Genomic DNA, 20,375 nt, shown 5'->3' on the forward strand with positions numbered 1-20,375 from the left:
TCCGACTATTAACCTTAAATTAATATCTATAATATCTTCTTCAAAAAAGTCATTTCTCCTTCATAATATCAAAAAAAATTTCTAATAGGACTTCCGCCCTATTAAAGAATTAATATACCTCAATCAATCTACAAAGCCTAAAATTCCTTAAAAAACTTGCCATACTTACTTACAATCTTAAATTTAGCAATATTTTCTACGCTGAATTTTTTAACTTCATCTCCATAAGTTACCATCAAAATAGATTTTTCCTTTTTTTTAGCACCTATCACTATTCCCTCAAATTTTTTATTGTCTTTCAAAAATACTTTAAGCTCATCACCAGATTTAATTCTAAATCCATCTAAAATAAATTCCTTCATGTCGGTTTCTTCAATATGAGACTGGGTTACAGATTTTTTATCTATAAGTATAATATTATTTTTTAATAAAATTTTTTCTTTAACCACAGCCAAGATATATCCTATAACACTAACCATAAACAAAGTTATAACTATATATTCTAAATAATCAAGCATACCCCATAACCCCCATAAAATTATACTATTATTAATAATTATACCATAAATGGCTATCTACTTAAACTAAATTTACAGATCTTTAGTTATATATAATACACTATAATATTATATGAATCCATAATAAATCAAGGAAGCATTTTTTGGAATTCGCTTAAGGTCAAATATAAATTAACGAAAATGGGATTTTCCTATAGGTTATAAAAAGCTGCCATATTTTACAATATGACAGCTTTCAAACAATCTTTATTATTCTTTTATTTTGATGTTAACAAATAATATCATTCTATAATATGTTTTTCTTTTATTTGTCTTTCGATGTAGAAATAAACTAATCGATTAACTTCAGTAACTGTTCTCTTAATATTTTTATATCAATACAAACAATTTCCCATATTAAATTTAAATTTACACCTTCATAATCATGAACTATACGATTTCTTAAACCTTTCATTTTAAACCATGGAATGTCAGGATACTCAATCATATATTTCTTATCTAATTTATTAGCTAATTCACCAATTTGACTTAAATTAAACACACATGCTTCCACCATCATGTTATTATTTCTAAATTCATCATATGTGACATTGTTTGTATATTTTAATATAGATTCAATATGGTTAATTATTTTTTGGATAATCTTCTGATTTCTCATATATTACCATTCCTTTCTTTTCAATCTCTTGAATTATTAAAGAATTAGGTTCTATATGTGATTTATCAATTAAATCTATATCTTTTCCCAAAGTATCAACAAGAATTTCAAGCAAACCAACAAAATCCAGGCCCTTTAATTTCCCATTTGTATCAATGTATAAGTCTATATCGCTATTCTTAGCAACCTCACCTTTAGCATAGGACCCAAACAGTATTGCCTTATTTACCGGATAACTTTTTAATATCGGGATTGTCATTTCTTTTATTTTTTCGATTGTAAGAGTATCGGAAATCATAACTCTTAACCTCCTTGGACTTATCTAACTACATATTTATTATAACATTAATTATAATCTGTTAACAAATAATATCATTCTATAATACGTTTTTCTTTTAAATGTTCTAATATATATTCGGATCCTTCTTTGACGTAATCATTCATTTGAGATTCGTTTAAATAGCGATATTCTCCATCTAAGTTGCCGGTAAAATTGTTATAAAAATCGGAAATATATTTTATCTGTTTTTCAATAGCTGTATCAGAATAGTAATCTAAATAGACATTAGGAAACGCTTTTATTTTATCGAAAATACGGAAGGTACGAAAATCAGGGTTATTTCTTAAGAACAAATGATCTAAATTGTACCAGTCTTCCTTTACCGTCCAAATAAAATTTTTATCATTTAAAAAAGCTTCTTTGAATTTTTCTTTTGTTGAGCTAAGTATCATTTTCATCCATAATACATCCGTAATCAAATGAATATAATAACCAATATAAAAAGATAATTTTCCCTTTTCTTCATTATCTCTTATATATGTATCAAAAAATTTCTCATAATCTATATCCTGCTTTTCCCCCGTATCATTCCAATGAGTTATTTTAGGTGAAGGAGTGAAGTCACTCCAATCCTCATTTGGTTCTCCGCAGTCGGGAGCAATATTTCCTACAATAAACTGCTCCATATCAACATTCGGAATATAATCCATGATTATATCGGCTATTCTGAAATGCACCATCCATGATGCCATATTTATTCACTTCCCCCTTTAATTTTATAGTCTTATTATATCAAGAGCAAAAGTCTTCGTAAATGATAGAATAGTTTTATACCCCAAATTTTAGTGAGGAAAGTGTAGGAGAACAGTGTTCAATCAAATATCTTTCCAGCAAATAAAACATCCTCTCTCAGATTATTATCCTGCCATATGGATTTTTGCAATCGGCTTCTTTCAAAAATGAAACCAATTTATTATTTTATAAATTTGAATAATCCCCGATCTTCCCTAAATGTTTACCTATGGTAAAATAGTTCATGGGCGAATATACTACCGGATTAACCTCTCTAAGGTCAAAAAAGTCAAGTTTTTGGATATCCTCAGAAACATTGATATTCTTGATTTCTGCAAAATAAGTGTGTGTAGTGCCGATTTCAACAGTCTTTATTACCTGACATTCATAGCTGAATTTTCCACCTACAAGTAAAGGAACATCAAGAATCTTGCCTTTTTCAACTGAGTATTGCAGTTTATCTTTCATTTCCTTTTTATATGTAGCTCGGTTAAACTGTTCACAAAGAGGCAATAAATCAGGAGTCACAACAGTAGCAGACAAAAAACCTGTTCTTCCAATATTCTCTTTTGTTTTCTTTGTTCCATTTATACTGATTACAAGACAACTGGGCTCTCCCCGTGTATAGCTTATCCATGAAATAGGCGCAAATCTTTCATTTCTATCCTCATTGTATGTGCCGATCAGAAAAACCTGCTGAGTAAAAAAACAAGGTGTATTATTTTTAATCATCTCCATTTTTAAAATCCCCCGCAAAAAACGTAATATTTTTAAGTCCGTGATAATAATTGCCCTTTTCAGAGGTAAATTTCAAAACGCAATAATCTTCAGTGTTGATACCATCAGGATAGTAAATTTCAAAACCCTCATGCCAAAGCATAGCTTTATGTTCCATATCTGTGCAAACTTCCATTGTACCAATAAGCATTAACCCTCTAAACTCTGCTTCATTACAAAAATAAATACACGACTTTGGATTTTTTAAAAATTGCTGTGTCCTCTTTGCAGAAAAATTGGTGGAAAAATAATGGGTAAATAAATCATCATGTTGTAAAGACATCATGGCTTTTGTGTTTGGAAATCCATTTTCATCAATAGAAGAAACAAATACATTTTTTGCACTTTCAACTAAATCCATGATTTCCTCTTTTAATTCTTTTTTCATCTTTATCATTCACTCTCTTTCTATAAGATTTTTAAGAACTTTATTTAACAACATTTCAAATTGAATTATCTCGTCATCAGTAAAGTTCTTATAAAAAATTTTATTCATCTTCATGGATACACGATTGTATTCATCATTGAGCATCTTCGCCTTTTCAGTTAGAGCTATTTTTATCTTTCTTCGATCTTTTGTATCATAATTCCGACAAACAAGTTTTGCCTTTTCCAACCGGTCAAGCATACTTGTAAGGGTTGTCTTTGCAAGCCCTGTTTTCTTTGACTGTTAATAACGGATCCAACATAGAATGTTGAAAAACCATCCCTATAGATTTTCTTACATCATTGTCTTCTTTTCTAACTTCATGTCCTCCAATATGTATTTTCCCTTTTGTTTTTTCCAATACTGTAGAAAGCATATTGATAGTAGTAGATTTTCCAGCCCCGTTTGGACCTAAAAAGGCAAACAAACTTCCCTCTTTTACTATAAAACTTATATTGTCCACTGCCACAAATTTTCCATATTGTTTTGTTAATCCTTCAACTTTAATAATATCCTCCAAATTTCATCCCCTCCATATATATTATTAAAAATATCTTTCACTGCATTATACAATAACTGTAAATTTTATATTCTCCTTCAGCATCTTTTGCTCCTAAATTTCTTTAATCTATTTTATATAAGAGAATAAATCTTGATAATTACATATAAATTAAATATATAAAATAATAGATTTTATAGAATATTTAAGAACAAAAAAACTTCTCTTGAGGCATTATAAGGTAGCCTTTTTTGAAACTCATTTGCGGAAAGTTCTTTTTATTCCGAATTTTCTTTCTAAATTAACACAGACAAACGTTTTGCTGTTATTATACTAAAATATTAAAGGTGAAGATGCAATGTTAAAAGGTTTTAACTCTCCGTAATACCAACCACCGATACCATTTTTCTTTGCTAAATAGCCTTTGGACATTTTTTTAACAATAGAAATTTTGTCCCCGACATTTACAGGCAAGCGGTAATCAGTATAATCATCGCATGTTGCATTCTCATCGAAACTGTAAATATAACTGTTAAGTATGGGGAGGCAATATCCGGTTGTACTGTGTTCCGCATATGAAAATTCATCGCCTTTTTCGAGAATCTTGATTTTGTTGTCCGTATAACGAATATTGATTGAATTTGTTGACGCTTCTTGTGGTGTCAGAGCAGCATATACAGGAAATTCATCATAGCTTTCAAAAATAAAATAAGTAGAATTGATATCGGGTATAATAAATGCATTAAGTTGACCATCACGCTTTAACCCGCACCCGCCATCAATACTGATAATTTTTTGTTTATGATTTATAATAGGATTCGAAGATGCTATTTTATCGTTATATAAGGTAACAGGCCAATGACCAACTATAACATACTTTGAAAAATATAAATTCTTGTCCATAAAAGCATCGTTTTTAAGGTAAGGAAAAGCATCTGTCCCAATGAGAGAATCAATATCAGCGGTCGGCAGTCCTCCGTGAACAAATATAAAATTTTTTGTCTCTATTATTGTTGGAAGAGAACGAAGAAACTCAATTTCAGCCCTAAAGTTCTCACGAATTCTTTGTTTTGCTTCCAGTATATCTAAAGAGGTGCTTATACAAAGATTTAATTCATCGCACATGTCTGTGAAGAAACAACTGCCCCAATGTTTTTTCATATATACTATATAGTTAAAAAGTCTCTCGCAATTTTCAGTACTGTCATCGTCAAGCATGACAAGCTGCCATGCATCTACATTACCCATTAGAGGATACACGCTATATTCTTTGCAAAGCTTTATAATATAGCGAAGTGTCCTAAGACTTTCGGGGCCTTTTTCAATAATATCGCCAATAATAAAAAGAATATCTTTCTCTGACAAGTCTACCTTTTCAAGCAGCCTTTTCAGATATCTATAGTGACCATGGATATCACTTGTAACAATAAGTCTTCTATAATTAGGTATATTGATTTTCTTTACTGTTGTCTTCATAAGACTACCCCCGATATGCATTTTTGCAACCCACATTTAGTTTACCATATAAATATAAAGAAGCCAACTGTTGTTAACAACAATCAACTTCTTTCGATAAAACAGTTGTGTCATTAGGTCAAAATAGATGCGTTAATATAGATATTATTTTAAGTATAACATAAATATCAGGCTGAAACAGATACAATTGCATCTGTTTCAGCCTGATAACCTTGGTCGGGATGACTGGATTTGAACCAGCGGCCCCAAGTCCCCCAGACTTGTGCGCTACCAAGCTGCGCCACATCCCGGTATTTAGCTAAGTTGAAATCTCTCATTTTTTACAAGCAAGATATATTATATACCAAAATAATCTAAATTGCAAATACTTTATTATGTTATCAGAGGAATTTTCAACTTCAACTTAAGAATTTCAAAATTTCAAGGCTTCATCCCTAAAATAAATTAAAAGGTAGAATTTTTCTACCTTTTAATTTATTTATATGGTTTTACATTCCCCCCTATACTATTATACAAATCAGTCCTCCGCTACCGTCGTTAATTATCTTTTCCAACGTTCTTCTTAGTTTTTGCTGAACATCTTCCGGCATCATATGAAGTTTTCCTTGCAATTGCTCATTAACCAAATCATATAACGATTTACCAAATAAATTGGACTGCCATATCTTTGACGGATCTCCTTCAAATTCATTCAGAAAATATTTAACCAGCTCTTCACTTTGTTTCTCCGTACCAATTAAAGGTGAAACCTCAGTAGTTATATTTGCTCTTAAGAAATGTAAACTGGGTGCTTGCGCTTTCAATTTCACCCCAAATTTATTGCCTTGCCTGTATATTTCAGGCTCTTCAAGGTTTAATTCTTCAATACTCGGACTTACTAATCCATACCCCAATTCTCTTGCATCTTTTAATGCACCTGCTATTTTATCATATTCTTTCTTTGTTTGAGAAAGTTTAGATATAAGACCTAAAAGTTGATATTCTTCTTCAATTATGTATCCGGTCATGTCATTCAAAACCTTATAAAATAATCCATCTTCCAATATCAAATTTATATTAGTGACTCCTTCTCCCAATTTTATTTCTGTAATATCAACTTCTTTTATAACATCCAATTCCTTTAATTTACTCAAGGAACTTGAGACCTCACTTAATTTCTGCAGGACTTTAATTGATTCTTTTAAAGAATTTAATATATCCGTTCTAATCCAATGATTTTTCGGAAGCCCTTCAGTCCATCCCGGAAGATTGATGTTTATTTCTTTAACCGGAAACTCAAATAGTATCCTTTCAAATATCTTTTCCAGATCAGCAATTTCCATGTTTAAACAATCAACTGCAATTACTGATACATTGTATTTTTCTTCCAAACTTTCTCTCAAAGCTATGGTACTATCTAAATTAGGGTGTTTTGAATTAAGTAAGATTACAAAAGGTTTTTCCAGTTCTTTTAACTCATTTATAACCCTTTCTTCCGCTTTTATATAATTTGATCTTTCTATATCAGTTATTGAACCATCAGTTGTTATAACCATTCCTATAGTTGAGTGATCTGTTATAACCTTCTTTGTCCCTATTTCTGCTGCTTCTTCAAAAGGTATTTCCTTTTCATACCAAGGGGTAGTAACCATCCGCGGTATATTATTTTCCTCATGACCTAAAGCTCCTTTGACTAAATATCCTACACAGTCGACCATTCTGACTTTAAATTTTACATTATCTTTTAAAACCAATTCTATCGCTTCATTAGGAACAAATTTGGGTTCTGTAGTCATTATAGTTTTTCCCGCACCGCTAAGAGGTAACTCATCCTTTGCTCTTTCTTTTTTATATTTATTTTCAATATTAGGTATTACCAATAAATCCATAAAACGCTTAATAAATGTAGATTTTCCTGTTCTCACCGGACCGACTACGCCTATATAAATATCTCCATCCGTTCTTTCCGCGATATCATTGTATATATTGAATGCTTTCAACTGTCTCCCTCCCTTTCAATTTAATTAATTATATGCTCTCTTAACATTATATATATTCAACCCTTTTTACCCCTCCATTTTGTTATATTGATACAATTCTTAATATTATATATATGTTCACAACCCTCTATAATATGACAGGCAATCAAGAAGAGAAATAAAATTTCTTAAATAAAAAAGGAGAAAAAGTTTAACCTTTTCTCCATCTTTATAGATTTTATCACCAATTATATTTATTTTCTTGAGCTGCTTCTTCCATTTCATGTTTTTTGTCTCTCAGCATCAAATTATACACTGAATTTTTTACGTCACTTCCCCTATACAAAACTTCATATATTTCCTTTGTTATAGGCATAGGCACATTATATTTTAATGAGAGTTCATAAGCTGATTCTGTAGTCTTTATTCCTTCAACTATCATTCCTACTCTTTTTACTGCGTCTTCTATTTTAACTCCTTGTCCAATAAGTATTCCTGCCCTTCTGTTTCTGCTATGCATACTAGTACAAGTAACTATCAAATCTCCTATTCCTGCTAATCCCGAAAAAGTTCCATGGTTGGCACCCATTTTCCCCCCAAGCCTTGATATTTCTATGATTCCTCTTGTCATAAGAGCAGCTTTAGTGTTGTCTCCATAGCCTAGACCATCCGATATACCGGCTCCCAAAGCTATAACGTTTTTTAATGAACCCCCAAGTTCTACCCCTATCACGTCCGGATTAGTATATACTCTAAAATAAGGAGTCATAAATACATCCTGAATATATTCAGCCAAATTTTTCTCCTTGGAAGCAGCTACCACAGCAGTAGGAACATTTCGAGCTACTTCTTCGGCATGAGATGGTCCTGACAAAGCTGCAAATTTATTGTTGGGAAGAATTTCTTCTACTATCTGAGAAATTCTAAGAAGAGAATGGTTTTCTATCCCTTTTGCCACATTTACTATGATCTGTTCTTTATTTATGTACTTCTTGGCTGAATTCAATACATTTCTGACCACCTGAGAAGGAACGCTAGTGACAACGACCTCTCTTTCATATAACGATTTCTCCAAATCAGTAGTTATCATTATATCTTCCGGTATCGGAATTCCCGGAAGATATTTGGCATTTTCTCCTGAATCTCTTATTTTCTCAAGTTGCTTTTCATCTCTCAAATATAAATTTACATCATAACCTTTATTTAAAAGCAAAATAGCTATGGCAGTACCCCAGCTGCCTCCTCCTATCACCCCAATTTTTCTTTTCATAATCATCCTCCTAATAATATCATTGAATTCTTTGTCCTAATTTTGATTCTTTTCCATTCATAAGCCTTGAAATATTGCTTCTGTGTTTAAACACAGCTATACTTGCCAATATCACTGTAAAAATAAATAACTTAAAATTAAAGGGTCTATCAAATAAGACTATAAAAATGGGAACTAATAAAGTCGCTATCATCGAGCCTAAAGAAACATATTTAGTTATTCCTATAACTAAAAATCCTATTAATGTGCAAATCAAAGCTATAGGAAATTGGACATATAACATAACTCCAAGAGAAGTAGCTATTCCTTTCCCCCCTTTAAATTTTAGAAATATAGGCCAGTCATGACCTAACACCACAAAAATACCTGCAATGATAATACCGTCAAAACCCAAAATCTTATTTCCTATGGCTGATGCAATAATTCCTTTCAATATATCAAGCATAAAAACTATTAATCCAATTTTCACTCCAAATACTCTCAATGCATTTGTCGCTCCTGCATTACCGCTTCCATATTTTCTGACGTCGGTTTTTTTTAACCTTCTCCCCAAAACATAGGCAGAAGAAAAATTTCCGATGAGATAAGAGATTGCAGCTATAAATATGGTCTTATTCAATTTTGACCCTCCCTTTCCCTAAATTCAACTTGAAGCGGAGTTCCCTCAAATCCAAAATTATTTCTTATCTGATTTTCCAGATATCTGGCGTAAGAAAAATGCATCAATTTTTTATCATTTATAAAAATCAAAAATTTAGGCGGTTTAATTCCTATTTGAGTTGCATAAAAAACCTTAAGCCTTCTTCCCTTATCTGTAGGAGGTTGATTTAAAATAACCGCTTCATTGACTATATCATTTAATACTCCTGTGGTAACCCTTTTGGTATAAGAAGAATATACGGATTTAATTATTTCAAAAAGTTTATTCACTCTCTTGCCGGTCTTGGCTGAAATAAATATAATAGGCGAAAACATCATAAAAGGAAGAGTATTCTTTATATCCCTCTCATATTCCAAATATGTTCTGTCTTCTTTTTCCACTATGTCCCATTTATTAACTGCAATTACACATGCTTTGCCTTTTTCGTAGGCATAGCCTGCAATTTTTGCATCCTGCTCTGTTATTCCATCTTCCCCGTCTATCACAAGAATACATATATCTGCTCTCTCTATAGCAGATAATGTCCTTACCACACTATATCTCTCAACTTCTTCGGATATACTTCGTTTTCTTCTCAAGCCCGCTGTATCTATCAATATGAATTCATTATCTCCATAAGTAAAATAGGTATCTATAGCATCTCTTGTAGTCCCGGGAATATCTGTTACTATAACCCTTTCTTCTCCCAAAATATTATTAATCAAAGAAGATTTACCTGCATTTGGCTTTCCTATTACCGCTACTTTAATTATATTTTCATTCTCCTCAGTATTTTTGTTTTGAGGAAAATATTTTACGACTTCGTCAAGCAAATCTCCGATACCCAAACCTTGAGCAGCAGAAACGGGAATAATTTCTCCAATTCCCAATTCATAAAATTCATATATATCATCGGGAGTCTTAGGCGTATCAATTTTATTACATACTAATATTACCTCTTTCTTTGATTTTCTCAGAATGTTCGATATGTCTCTGTCTGTAGCCGTCACTCCGGACAAACCGTCTACTACAAAAAGTATTACATCAGACATTTCTATAGCAATTTCCGCCTGACGTCTTATCTGAGACAATATTTTATCCTCACTGAATGGTTCCAATCCTCCCGTATCTATTACTGTAAAATACTTGTTTAACCACTCTGCCTCTTCATATATTCTATCCCTTGTAACACCCGGATTATTTTCCGTAATAGCAACTCTTCTTCCTACAATTCTATTAAAAAGAGTGGACTTACCCACATTTGGTCTTCCCACAATAGAAACAACAGGTCTATCCATAAAATCACCTCAAATCTTTCTTAAATATTTTTATAAATGAATCACCGGAAACATCTGAAAGAATTACATTTGTTTTCAACTTATCTTTTAAATCTTCAACCGTAATATCATCCAGAAATATCTCTTCACCTTTTCTCAGCATACACTTAGGTATTATTATTCCATCTATGTTTTTATATTCTTTAAGCTGTTCAATTAGATCTTGTCCAGTTATCAGTCCAGAAACAGTAATCGTACGGCCAAAAAAATTATTAATAATAGGAACTACCCTTAGGTTAAGGCCATCAAATTTTGAAGATACTTTTTCGGTTATACTTAACATAAATTTATAAGCTAAAGTTCCTGTAGGAATTATATAATTCCTATTTAAAGATATATTTTCTCTTATATTTTTCAATTCATTTTCTATTTCATGACTAAAAAGCCTCATCAACCCTACTCCGTTTTCATATTGAGGAAATTTTTCATATTCTTCATAGGATGGGAGACTTCTATCAGTCATTGCATAAAATTCATCTGACAAAAAAACAAATCTTGTATTTATATTTTGAAATAATTTTCCCTGTATTTTTTCTATGCTGTCTATAAGCTCCTCTGCCATTTTAGTATTAAAAGGTTCCACAGGAAATAAATTTTCTCTGTATTTTGTTAACCCTACAGGCACTATCGCAACACTCTTAACGCTTGGATATAGTTCTGACAGATCATCTATTGTCCTTTTTAATTCATACCCATCGTTAACATGAGGTACCAGTACTATTTGACAGTTCACTTCTAATTTCCCTTTTTTAAATTTTCTAAGTATATCCATTATATTACCGGCATTTTTATTATTCAACATCTTTATTCTGAGATCCGGGTTAGTAGTATGAACTGAAATGTTTATGGGACTTAATCTATATTTTATTATCCTGTCAATATCCTCATCATTTAAATTAGTTAGAGTAATAAAGTTGCCTTGCAAAAAAGATAACCTTGAATCATCATCTTTAAAATATAAAGTTTTCCTCATATTCTTCGGAAGTTGATCTATAAAACAAAAGATACACTTGTTTTGGCAGCTCTTAGCTTTATCAATTAACGGGTTGAAAAAATCCATTCCCAAATCTTCGTCATATTCCTTTTCAATCTCCAAATCCCATACTTCTCCGTTCTTTTTTTCAATTCTGACAACAATATATTCATCTGAAATTAAATACTTATAATCTATTATATCCCTTACTTCATGATCATTAACGGAAACTAAAAGATCTCCCTGTTGAATTCCTAATTCTTCAGCTATGCTTCTCTTTTCTACACTTTCAATTATATTTTTAGGTAAATTTGCTATTTTAAATTCCATAGGTGTCCTTTCATCAAATTATTTAAATACATTTATATTTTATAATAGGAACCGATTAATGTAAATAGAAACAGACTAATGGGATACTATAATATAACAACCATTTTCCAAATCATGAATGGTCCCTGAAGTTATTTTGGATAATTTCAATGACACCTTTTCTTGTTCTTCTTTATCTTCAGCAAGAAAAACAGGTACACCTCCACACATTATCTTTTTTTCATCCGTAGTTACTACAGCCAATATATTACCCTTAATTTCCACATCCATTTTCTGTCCCTCCTAATCTGATGCTTTCCTTCCCACATAGGAATCCAAAGGTTTCTTCTTCGCACTTTCCAACACTATGGTTTTTTCTACTAATCTAACTAAATAATTTACATCATTTTCCATACTTACAACAGCCATAACAATTTTACCGGTATCGGGATCCCTTGCTGCAAGAGGGCTAAAATCAGGCTGATCTACGTCCTTTCTTACTCCCAACAGCACAGAAACATTATGTTCTATTGATTTTCTCTGTCCCAAATTTGAAAGGGTAACCACACCGTTTTTGTCCTTCGGAATAATTTCCACTGCTATCCCTTTTTTTAAATATATATCTCTGCTTGGTTTGTAGCCTATATTTATAATAGATACACCGTTTACTATGAGTAATGGCCCATCAAATGATATTTTTGCCGGATATACATCCGCTATCTCTTCTATAGTATCTCTGGATATAGTCCTGTTGAATAAAAAAATTATTATAATCCCTAAGATAATTCCTATAAGCATAGCATAAACTGTTTTAAAATATCTTCCGCCAATTGTTATAAAAATACTTACTAATAAAGACGTAAGCATTGCCATATAATTTCTTGCCTCAAAGGCTTTAGAAATATCCTCTATATATGCTGTTCCTCTGGGAACTAATTCTGTCTCATCAATTTTCTCCAAGCTTTGTCTCTCTAAATTTCTTACTTCCCTAAACTGTTGTGCCGCCAATGAGAGAAAAGTAACCGCAGAAAACTCTTTTTCCATTAATGAAGGAATGGCAACTGCCCCCAAACTTGCTGCTATAAGTCCTAAAGTAACATGAGAAAAAACGCCCTGAGGATAACTGGGATACTGCCTATAATCAACTTTCAGCATAGATAATCTTGATAAAAAACCCAATAATATGGAAGGGATTATTATATAGCCGTATTTATCCATAAAACACCTTCTTTATTTATTATACCTATTATATATTTTCCTTATAAAACAAATATATTCATTTCTATTAAATAAAAGAGAAAATAAGGCATTCCTATGGATTATAAAAAAGATGACCTAAGGTCATCTTTTCTAATTATTTATTATTCATATAACGGAAATCTCGAACATAATTTCAATACTCTTTCCTTTAGTTCTCCCCTATCGTTTCTTTCGTCTAAAGCCAAGTTCATAATTTCAGCTATTTCCTTCATATCCTCTTCCTTCATTCCACGGGTAGTAACTGCCGGTGTTCCTATTCTCACCCCGCTCGTAACAAATGGGCTTTCCGGATCAAAAGGTATAGTATTTTTATTAGCGGTAATCCCTATTTCATCCAGCATGGCTTCCGCTTTTTTCCCTGTTAATCCTTTGCTTCTCACATCTATAAGTATAAGGTGATTATCAGTACCTCCTGAAACTAATCTAAATCCTTTATTCAGTAATTCTTCGGATAAAACTTTGGCATTTTTAATTATCTGCTTCTGGTAATCCTTAAAATCATCCTTTAATGCTTCTCCAAAACTGACAGCCTTTGCAGCAATAACATGCATCAAAGGTCCGCCTTGAATCCCCGGAAATATTGCTTTATCTATAATTTTAGCATATTTTTCCTTGCATAATATTGCTCCTCCTCTTGGGCCCCGCAACGTTTTATGAGTAGTAGTAGTCACGAAATCAGCATAGGGAACGGGACTCGGATGAAGACCTGCTGCTACCAATCCGGCGATATGAGCCATATCTACCATTAAATATGCCCCTATCTCATCACTTATTTCTTTGAATTTCTTAAAATCTATAATTCTCGGATAAGCACTGGCCCCTGCAACAATTAGCTTAGGCCTTTCCTTTAATGCTATTTCCCTCAATTGATCATAATCAATTCTTTCAGTTTTTTTATCAACCCCATAGGGAACAAAATTAAAATAAGTTCCCGAAATATTTACAGGACTTCCATGAGTTAAATGACCTCCTTGGGAAAGATTCATTCCCAAAACTTTATCTCCAGGTTTAAGTACCGCAAAATATACTCCCAAATTAGCATTTGATCCGGAATGAGGTTGAACGTTTGCATGCTCTGCATTAAAAAGTTTCTTTAATCTGTCCCTGGCCAAATTTTCTACTATATCAACATATTCACATCCGCCATAATACCTTTTTGCAGGATAGCCTTCAGCATATTTATTGGTAAGCTGGCTTCCCATAGCCTCCATAACTTGCTTTGAAACAAAATTTTCCGATGCAATGAGTTCTATCTTATTCCTCTGCCTTGATATTTCCAACTCAATTGCCTTTAATACCTCAGGATCATTTTTTTGTAGATTTTGAAAATCCATTTAATTTCCTCCTCCGTATTAATTTATAAAAAAGGCTTTTATTGAAACATTAATATATTAAGAGAGCCTTTTTGAAACCCATTTTACGGAAAATATATATCAATGAAAATAAAATTTTCCTATGGGTTATAAAATAATTAATAATCAATATTTCCTTGAAAAAATGTTTAAACAATGTAGTATAATAATTATATCTAAAATATGGCCTCCTACATTATTATATAAATTATTATAAAATTTTACAAGATAAATAGTTATAAAAAGGTGGTATTTCTAATGCATGAAAACAGGAATGAATATGATGAAGTAAAAAAACTTTTGATATTATCCATACTTGCAGGAAAGATAATGCTCAAAAGCGGTGCTGAAACCTATAGGGTGGAAGATACTATAAACAGAATATGTAAATCTCGAAAAAATATTAATTATGTAGAATCCTTGGTAACAGCTACGGGAATATCCGTTTCAGTAGAATACGATGAAGAGATTATAACATATATCAAAAGAATTAAAAGTATTTCCATTGATTTAAATAAAATAGATATGGTAAATAATTTTTCCAGAGAATTTGTTAATGGAAATATAAGTATAGAAGAAGGGCTTAAAAGACTTGAAAGAATAAATAATACTCATATATACAATAATTTAACAAAATTAGTATTCGGAAGTTTGGCAGGATCTTTTTATACAATAATGTTCGGAGGTACTTTTATGGATTTTATTTCTAGTCTTATGGTAAGCCTTTTAGTAGTATTCGTAACAAATTATTTAGCAAAAAGGGAAATAACTTTCTTTATTAATAATTTTGTAGGAGCATTTTTAGCTTCTATTTTATCCATACTATTAGTTAAATTGCATATAGGAAAAAATATGGATATGATAATAATAGGTTCCATAATGCCTTTAGTACCGGGAGTAGCTATTACAAATTCTATAAGAGACACTATGTCGGGAGATTTCATTTCCGGATCATCCAGAGGGATAGAAGCTGCAATCATTGCTTTTTCAATAGCTTTTGGAGTAGGTCTTGTATTAAAATTATATTTTAAGGGGGCAATAATGTGATTAGACAAATTATATTTTCTTTTTTCTCCACTATGGGGTTTGCTATTCTTTTTAATATACCGAAAGACACCATAATAAAGTCAGGAATTGTAGGAGCCTTAGGATGGTTTATCAATTTAAATATTTCAAATATTTTCGATTCAGCCATTGCCGGTACTTTTTCCGCTGCTCTTGCCGTCGGAATTATGGGAGAAATACTATCAAGAAATTTTAGAAAACCAGCAACCATATATATAATACCGGGAATAATTCCCTTAGTCCCCGGAGCCGGAATGTATTATACCATGTTCGCCTTAATAGGAAAAAACTTTTCCGATGCTGCCAATCTTGGAACTGAAACGCTATTCATTGCTGTAGCTATTGCTTCAGGTATAATAATTTCTTCTACCTTAAGCTATTCTATCAAGAGAGTCAGAAATAAATCTTAGCTAAATAATTCTTTTCATTTCAAATTGGCTCTCCTTTTTATTTGAAATTCTTTTGTCAATAATTTTTACTATAAAAAATGCAGCAGCAAGAAATATTAAACCTATAGCAAAACTATAAATTTCATAATTAGCTAATCCTGTCTTTTTAAAAACTTTTATTCCTAAAAAAATACCTGAGAGGAATATTGAAAAAGGTATTACATACATAATAAATGCATATTTTAAAATTTTGTTCTCTTTCATGTCTATCTCAACATAATCCCCCACCTTGCTTCCAAGGGAATTCGGAACATTTACAATAATGCTCGGAGCTTTGCACATAGCCGAACAGCTCTCACAACTATGCCCGCAAGCAGTAGACCTTTTGACTTCAACTTCAGCATTATTTCCATCCGTTTTTAATACTAAACCAATTTGGTTCATCTAAATCTCTCCTTGAACTCAATTTTATATTTCCTTTATTATATACCATGGCAAAAATCTTTTTAAGCATAAATAAGAGAGATAATTCGAGGATACCGAAAAAAAGCATTGAAAACTACTGTACATCAGTATTTTCAATACTTTTTTGTTATAATAATAGTGTCGAAGACAGATAGTGATGTCCATGTTAGTAACTTAACAGAAATTAATTTCAAATCCATTTCAATTCCTCATTAGGTATTATAAATTAAATAAAAAGGTTGCAAGAAAGCTTTTTGATAGTGGGTTTCAATTCCTCATTAGGTATTATAAATTACTATGGCTATGCTTTCATTGAAGAACGGAGCATCGTTTCAATTCCTCATTAGGTATTATAAATAGCAGAGGCGGCGGTGGATGAAAAGATAGCGGAAAGTTTCAATTCCTCATTAGGTATTATAAATTAAAAAAGGCGATTTTATACCGGAACCTTTAGTTTAGTTTCAATTCCTCATTAGGTATTATAAATCAGAATATGCAGATATTACGTACAAGGTTAGGGGGGTTTCAATTCCTCATTAGGTATTATAAATCCGGTTTCTTCGTCAACTTCCATGTACTGCTGTCCTTTGTTTCAATTCCTCATTAGGTATTATAAATCAGAAAAGAATATGCTTAATGAATATACCACAGCATGTTTCAATTCCTCATTAGGTATTATAAATGATAGGGGAGGTAGAATGATGAAAGGTTATTACAAGTTTCAATTCCTCATTAGGTATTATAAATTGGTTCTTGCCATGCCATTATATCGCCCTCCTTCCTTCGTTTCAATTCCTCATTAGGTATTATAAATCGAAAAACGTACTCTCAAATTAAAAATGCTCATAAAAGTTTCAATTCCTCATTAGGTATTATAAATAATTTATCTGTTGTCATATCGTCCTCTCCGAGGTAGTTTCAATTCCTCATTAGGTATTATAAATAATTAGCAGAAAGAATAGGAGTGACACAAGTTTACAGTTTCAATTCCTCATTAGGTATTATAAATAATTATGTTGGCAACATATGCGGCGGTTGTATGGTTGTTTCAATTCCTCATTAGGTATTATAAATGAATATGCAAACAAGAACAACTTGTGGTAGGACTGTGTTTCAATTCCTCATTAGGTATTATAAATCTATAGCCTGAATACTTCCATCCTTATCTCTGTAGGGTTTCAATTCCTCATTAGGTATTATAAATGGGGGACTATGCAAAAGAAATTATTTGCGTAGGAGGTTTCAATTCCTCATTAGGTATTATAAATACGAAAGAATAGGACATTCCGATAGCAACATAGCTATGTTTCAATTCCTCATTAGGTATTATAAATCGCCCTGACATGGATTTTCTTTTATAAACTTCCAAGGTTTCAATTCCTCATTAGGTATTATAAATTTGGAAACTAACGGGTTAAGCGGCTTGGTAGCTTACAGTTTCAATTCCTCATTAGGTATTATAAATAAGCGGCCCCTTACCCCCGCTTTGTAGGCTTGTACGTTTCAATTCCTCATTAGGTATTATAAATCATCTGTTGTAGGCCCTTGTAGCCGCCATAACGTCGTTTCAATTCCTCATTAGGTATTATAAATTAAAAAAGGCGATTTTATACCGGAACCTTTAGTTTAGTTTCAATTCCTCATTAGGTATTATAAATCCATTTATACATTGATATTATTATATTCTTTATTTTTTGTCAAACCAAAAAATTTATATAATTTCTTAATAATCTCTATATATTTATTGGTATTACTTAATTATGCAAAAAAATAAATCGCCGTCGATCCCCGGGACTTTTTACATTATTAGGGGTCGACAACAATTTATTTTTATTGTAGTTATTGAGTAGACAATGTACCTTGGTTGAAATTCTTAAAAAAACTATAATTAACTACCGGAACACAACAACCACTAATCGGTTATTGTGTTCCGGTAGTATTTTCAGCATCCTCAAATTATTCCTCTTATTTTAAATTGACTTTAATATGAACTTCCTCCAATTGTTTTTCGCTGACTTCCGTGGGTGCATCCGTTAATAAGCAAGTAGCACTCTGAGTTTTTGGAAAAGCAATAACATCCTTTATATTATCACTTTCCGTAAGAAGCATCATCAATCTGTCAAAGCCATAAGCCAATCCACCGTGGGGGGGAGTTCCGTATTTAAATGCTTCGAGAAGAAATCCGAATTTATTCCAAGCTTCCTCCATAGTAAATCCTAAAGCTTTAAACATTCTCTCCTGAAGGTCCGAATCATTTATTCTTATACTTCCTCCTCCCATTTCATCTCCGTTTATAACTATATCATAAGCCTTAGCTCTTACTTTTTCAGGCTGAGTTTCAAGAAGGTCAATGTCCTCATCCATCGGATGGGTAAAAGGATGATGCTTAGACACATATCTTTTCTCCTCCTCACTCCATTCGAAAAGAGGAAATTCGGTTATCCATAAAAGTTTTAAGTCATCTTTATCTATCACATTTAATTTTTTGGCAATTTCTACTCTTAAATTTCCCAGACTGTCAAGGACTATATTTTCTTTATCTGCCACAAACAGAAGTAGGTCTCCTGCTTTTCCGTTCATTCTTTCTATTATATTATCCAATTCTTCTTTAGATAAAAATTTAGCTATTGGTGATGAAATTTCTTCTTTAGTTATCTTAATCCAAGCAAGACCTTTTGCGCCGAAAGTTTTTATATATTCTTCCAGTTTCGAAATATCCTTTCTCGAAAAATCACCTTCGTGGCCGTCAACATTTATTCCTCTTACCTGTCCATTATTGTCAATAGTATTCTTAAATACCTTAAAAGATGAATTTCCTACAAGATCGCTTATATCCCTTATTTCAAACCCAAATCTCAAATCCGGCTTATCGGAACCAAATCTGTTCATTGCTTCTTTATATGTCATTCTTTGAATAGGAATAGTAATATCAACACCCTTTAGTTCTTTAAATAATCTTTTCAAAAGTCTTTCATTTACTTCAATCACATCTTCTATATCAACAAAGCTCATTTCCATATCCACTTGGGTAAATTCCGGCTGCCTGTTAGCCCTTAAATCTTCATCTCTGAAACATCTTACTATTTGATAATATCTGTCCATTCCTGATACCATTAAAAGTTGTTTCATCAATTGGGGAGATTGAGGAAGAGCATAAAATTTTCCTGCGTTTATCCTACTGGGAACCAAATAATCCCTTGCTCCTTCCGGAGTAGGTTTTGTAAGCATTGGAGTCTCAATTTCCACAAAGTTATTTTCATCGAGAAAATCCCTTATAATTTTAGCTGCTTTGTGACGCATCTTTAATTTCTTTTGCATAGAGGGTTTTCTCAAATCCAAATACCTATATTTCAACCTCATAGCCTCTGATACTTCATCTCCGTCCTTGATATAGATAGGCGGAGTCTCCGATTCATCCAGAATTTTTAGAGTATCAGCTAATATCTCTATTTTCCCTGTAGGAATTTCATTATTTACCGATTCTCTTTTTCTTACTTTACCTCTAACAGCAAGAACATATTCACTTCTAATCTTCTCTGCCTTTTTAAATATTTCTTTAGAAATCGTATCATCAAAAACAACCTGAGTAATTCCGCTGGTATCTCTCAAATCAACAAATATCAAAGAACCGAGATTCCTCTGTCTTTGTACCCATCCCATAAGAATTACTTCTCTTCCCACATCATCTAATCTCAAATTACCACACATATCTGTTCTTCTCAAATTTCCCATTTTTTCTCCCATGTTAAATTCCCTCCTTCAATAAATAAAAAATCCCCTCGTCTCCATAAAGGGACGAGAGGTTTTATTCCCGTGTTGCCACCCTAAGTTAGATATATAAACACATACCTCACTCAAGTAAATATAACGCTTTAAGCGAACAGACCTACTTTAACTTCAGCCTGTTATCTCCGAGGTGTCTTCATTAAA

At 32.0% G+C, this 20,375-nt stretch carries 21 protein-coding genes, 1 tRNA gene, 1 CRISPR repeat array and 1 other annotated feature (1 of these 24 running past the window's edge); of the genes, 2 read left to right on the forward strand and 20 right to left on the reverse strand.

Annotated elements, in window-relative coordinates; genetic code table 11:
- Positions 1 to 137 precede the first annotated feature (137 nt).
- The 18 genes from PP176A_RS02395 to glyA form a co-directional block, all read right to left on the reverse strand.
- A complete protein-coding gene (locus PP176A_RS02395) occupies positions 138 to 518 on the reverse strand; it encodes a hypothetical protein (protein ID WP_071138843.1) in 381 nt (126 codons plus the stop codon).
- 331 nt (positions 519 to 849) lie between these two features.
- The gene (locus tag PP176A_RS02400; protein ID WP_071138844.1) at positions 850 to 1,176 is read right to left on the reverse strand and encodes a HepT-like ribonuclease domain-containing protein; all 327 of its coding nucleotides are present in this window, start codon (positions 1,174 to 1,176) and stop codon (positions 850 to 852) included.
- Positions 1,142 to 1,474, reverse strand: a complete 333-nt coding sequence (locus tag PP176A_RS02405) for a nucleotidyltransferase family protein (protein WP_071138845.1) — start codon at positions 1,472 to 1,474, stop codon at positions 1,142 to 1,144. Before PP176A_RS02405 ends, PP176A_RS02400 begins: the two co-directional genes overlap by 35 nt.
- Positions 1,475 to 1,548: 74 nt before the next feature.
- Entirely contained in the window at positions 1,549 to 2,208 is a 660-nt protein-coding gene (locus PP176A_RS02410; protein ID WP_071138846.1) for a zinc dependent phospholipase C family protein, read from the reverse strand.
- A 226-nt stretch (positions 2,209 to 2,434) separates the two neighbouring features.
- Positions 2,435 to 2,986 (reverse strand): flavin reductase family protein, encoded by a 552-nt coding sequence (locus tag PP176A_RS02415; RefSeq protein ID WP_071138847.1) that lies wholly within the window; start codon positions 2,984 to 2,986, stop codon positions 2,435 to 2,437.
- Positions 2,973 to 3,422, reverse strand: a complete 450-nt coding sequence (locus tag PP176A_RS02420) for a pyridoxamine 5'-phosphate oxidase family protein (protein ID WP_200795946.1) — start codon at positions 3,420 to 3,422, stop codon at positions 2,973 to 2,975. The genes PP176A_RS02415 and PP176A_RS02420 overlap by 14 nt, the downstream gene beginning before the upstream one ends.
- The gene (locus PP176A_RS02425) at positions 3,423 to 3,641 is read right to left on the reverse strand and encodes a MarR family winged helix-turn-helix transcriptional regulator (protein WP_234958753.1); all 219 of its coding nucleotides are present in this window, start codon (positions 3,639 to 3,641) and stop codon (positions 3,423 to 3,425) included.
- Positions 3,642 to 3,645: 4 nt separating this feature from the next.
- Positions 3,646 to 3,972 carry an ATP-binding cassette domain-containing protein gene (locus PP176A_RS02430; RefSeq protein WP_071138849.1) on the reverse strand — a complete coding sequence of 109 codons (327 nt, stop codon included), beginning with the start codon at positions 3,970 to 3,972 and terminating at the stop codon, positions 3,646 to 3,648.
- 312 nt (positions 3,973 to 4,284) lie between these two features.
- The gene (locus tag PP176A_RS02435) at positions 4,285 to 5,427 is read right to left on the reverse strand and encodes a metallophosphoesterase (protein WP_071138850.1); all 1,143 of its coding nucleotides are present in this window, start codon (positions 5,425 to 5,427) and stop codon (positions 4,285 to 4,287) included.
- Between the two features lie 213 nt (positions 5,428 to 5,640).
- Positions 5,641 to 5,717, reverse strand: a tRNA-Pro gene (locus PP176A_RS02440).
- Positions 5,718 to 5,927: 210 nt separating this feature from the next.
- Entirely contained in the window at positions 5,928 to 7,406 is a 1,479-nt protein-coding gene (gene spoIVA / locus PP176A_RS02445) for a stage IV sporulation protein A (RefSeq protein ID WP_071138851.1), read from the reverse strand.
- Positions 7,407 to 7,626: 220 nt separating this feature from the next.
- Complete coding sequence (locus PP176A_RS02450; RefSeq protein ID WP_071138852.1) at positions 7,627 to 8,655, reverse strand: NAD(P)H-dependent glycerol-3-phosphate dehydrogenase; 1,029 nt, start codon at positions 8,653 to 8,655, stop codon at positions 7,627 to 7,629.
- 19 nt (positions 8,656 to 8,674) lie between these two features.
- Positions 8,675 to 9,274 carry a glycerol-3-phosphate 1-O-acyltransferase PlsY gene (gene plsY / locus PP176A_RS02455; RefSeq protein ID WP_071138853.1) on the reverse strand — a complete coding sequence of 200 codons (600 nt, stop codon included), beginning with the start codon at positions 9,272 to 9,274 and terminating at the stop codon, positions 8,675 to 8,677.
- Positions 9,271 to 10,593: a ribosome biogenesis GTPase Der gene (gene der, locus PP176A_RS02460; protein WP_071138854.1), complete on the reverse strand. Its 1,323-nt coding sequence runs from the start codon at positions 10,591 to 10,593 to the stop codon at positions 9,271 to 9,273. The genes plsY and der overlap by 4 nt, the downstream gene beginning before the upstream one ends.
- 4 nt (positions 10,594 to 10,597) lie before the next feature.
- Positions 10,598 to 11,935 carry a DUF512 domain-containing protein gene (locus tag PP176A_RS02465; RefSeq protein ID WP_071138855.1) on the reverse strand — a complete coding sequence of 446 codons (1,338 nt, stop codon included), beginning with the start codon at positions 11,933 to 11,935 and terminating at the stop codon, positions 10,598 to 10,600.
- Positions 11,936 to 12,010: 75 nt separating this feature from the next.
- Entirely contained in the window at positions 12,011 to 12,205 is a 195-nt protein-coding gene (locus PP176A_RS02470) for a capping complex subunit for YIEGIA (RefSeq protein WP_071138856.1), read from the reverse strand.
- A 12-nt stretch (positions 12,206 to 12,217) separates the two neighbouring features.
- Positions 12,218 to 13,132, reverse strand: coding sequence for a YIEGIA family protein (locus PP176A_RS02475; RefSeq protein ID WP_071138857.1), 915 nt, complete (start codon positions 13,130 to 13,132; stop codon positions 12,218 to 12,220).
- Between the two features lie 143 nt (positions 13,133 to 13,275).
- On the reverse strand, positions 13,276 to 14,508 hold the full coding sequence (glyA, locus tag PP176A_RS02480; protein WP_071138858.1) for a serine hydroxymethyltransferase: 1,233 nt from the start codon (positions 14,506 to 14,508) through the stop codon (positions 13,276 to 13,278).
- 276 nt (positions 14,509 to 14,784) lie between these two features.
- Between glyA and PP176A_RS02485 the strand changes: the two genes are divergently transcribed.
- Entirely contained in the window at positions 14,785 to 15,573 is a 789-nt protein-coding gene (locus PP176A_RS02485; protein ID WP_071138859.1) for a threonine/serine ThrE exporter family protein, read from the forward strand.
- The gene (locus tag PP176A_RS02490; RefSeq protein ID WP_071138860.1) at positions 15,570 to 16,001 is read left to right on the forward strand and encodes a threonine/serine exporter family protein; all 432 of its coding nucleotides are present in this window, start codon (positions 15,570 to 15,572) and stop codon (positions 15,999 to 16,001) included. Before PP176A_RS02485 ends, PP176A_RS02490 begins: the two co-directional genes overlap by 4 nt.
- On the opposite strand, the gene PP176A_RS02495 is transcribed toward PP176A_RS02490, so the two are convergent.
- Together PP176A_RS02495 and aspS are read right to left on the reverse strand one after the other, a co-directional pair.
- Positions 16,002 to 16,424: a SoxR reducing system RseC family protein gene (locus PP176A_RS02495; RefSeq protein WP_071138861.1), complete on the reverse strand. Its 423-nt coding sequence runs from the start codon at positions 16,422 to 16,424 to the stop codon at positions 16,002 to 16,004.
- A gap of 219 nt (positions 16,425 to 16,643) precedes the next feature.
- A CRISPR array of direct repeats spans positions 16,644 to 18,103; the repeat unit is 29 nt; unit sequence GTTTCAATTCCTCATTAGGTATTATAAAT.
- 307 nt (positions 18,104 to 18,410) lie between these two features.
- Complete coding sequence (gene aspS, locus PP176A_RS02500) at positions 18,411 to 20,189, reverse strand: aspartate--tRNA ligase (RefSeq protein ID WP_071138862.1); 1,779 nt, start codon at positions 20,187 to 20,189, stop codon at positions 18,411 to 18,413.
- A 44-nt stretch (positions 20,190 to 20,233) separates the two neighbouring features.
- Positions 20,234 to 20,375, reverse strand: a binding site (T-box leader); it runs 76 nt beyond the window's last position.

Origin of the sequence: Sporanaerobacter sp. PP17-6a, assembly GCF_900095615.1 — a bacterium.
Classification (GTDB): Bacteria; Bacillota; Clostridia; order Tissierellales; family Acidilutibacteraceae; genus Acidilutibacter; species Acidilutibacter cellobiosedens.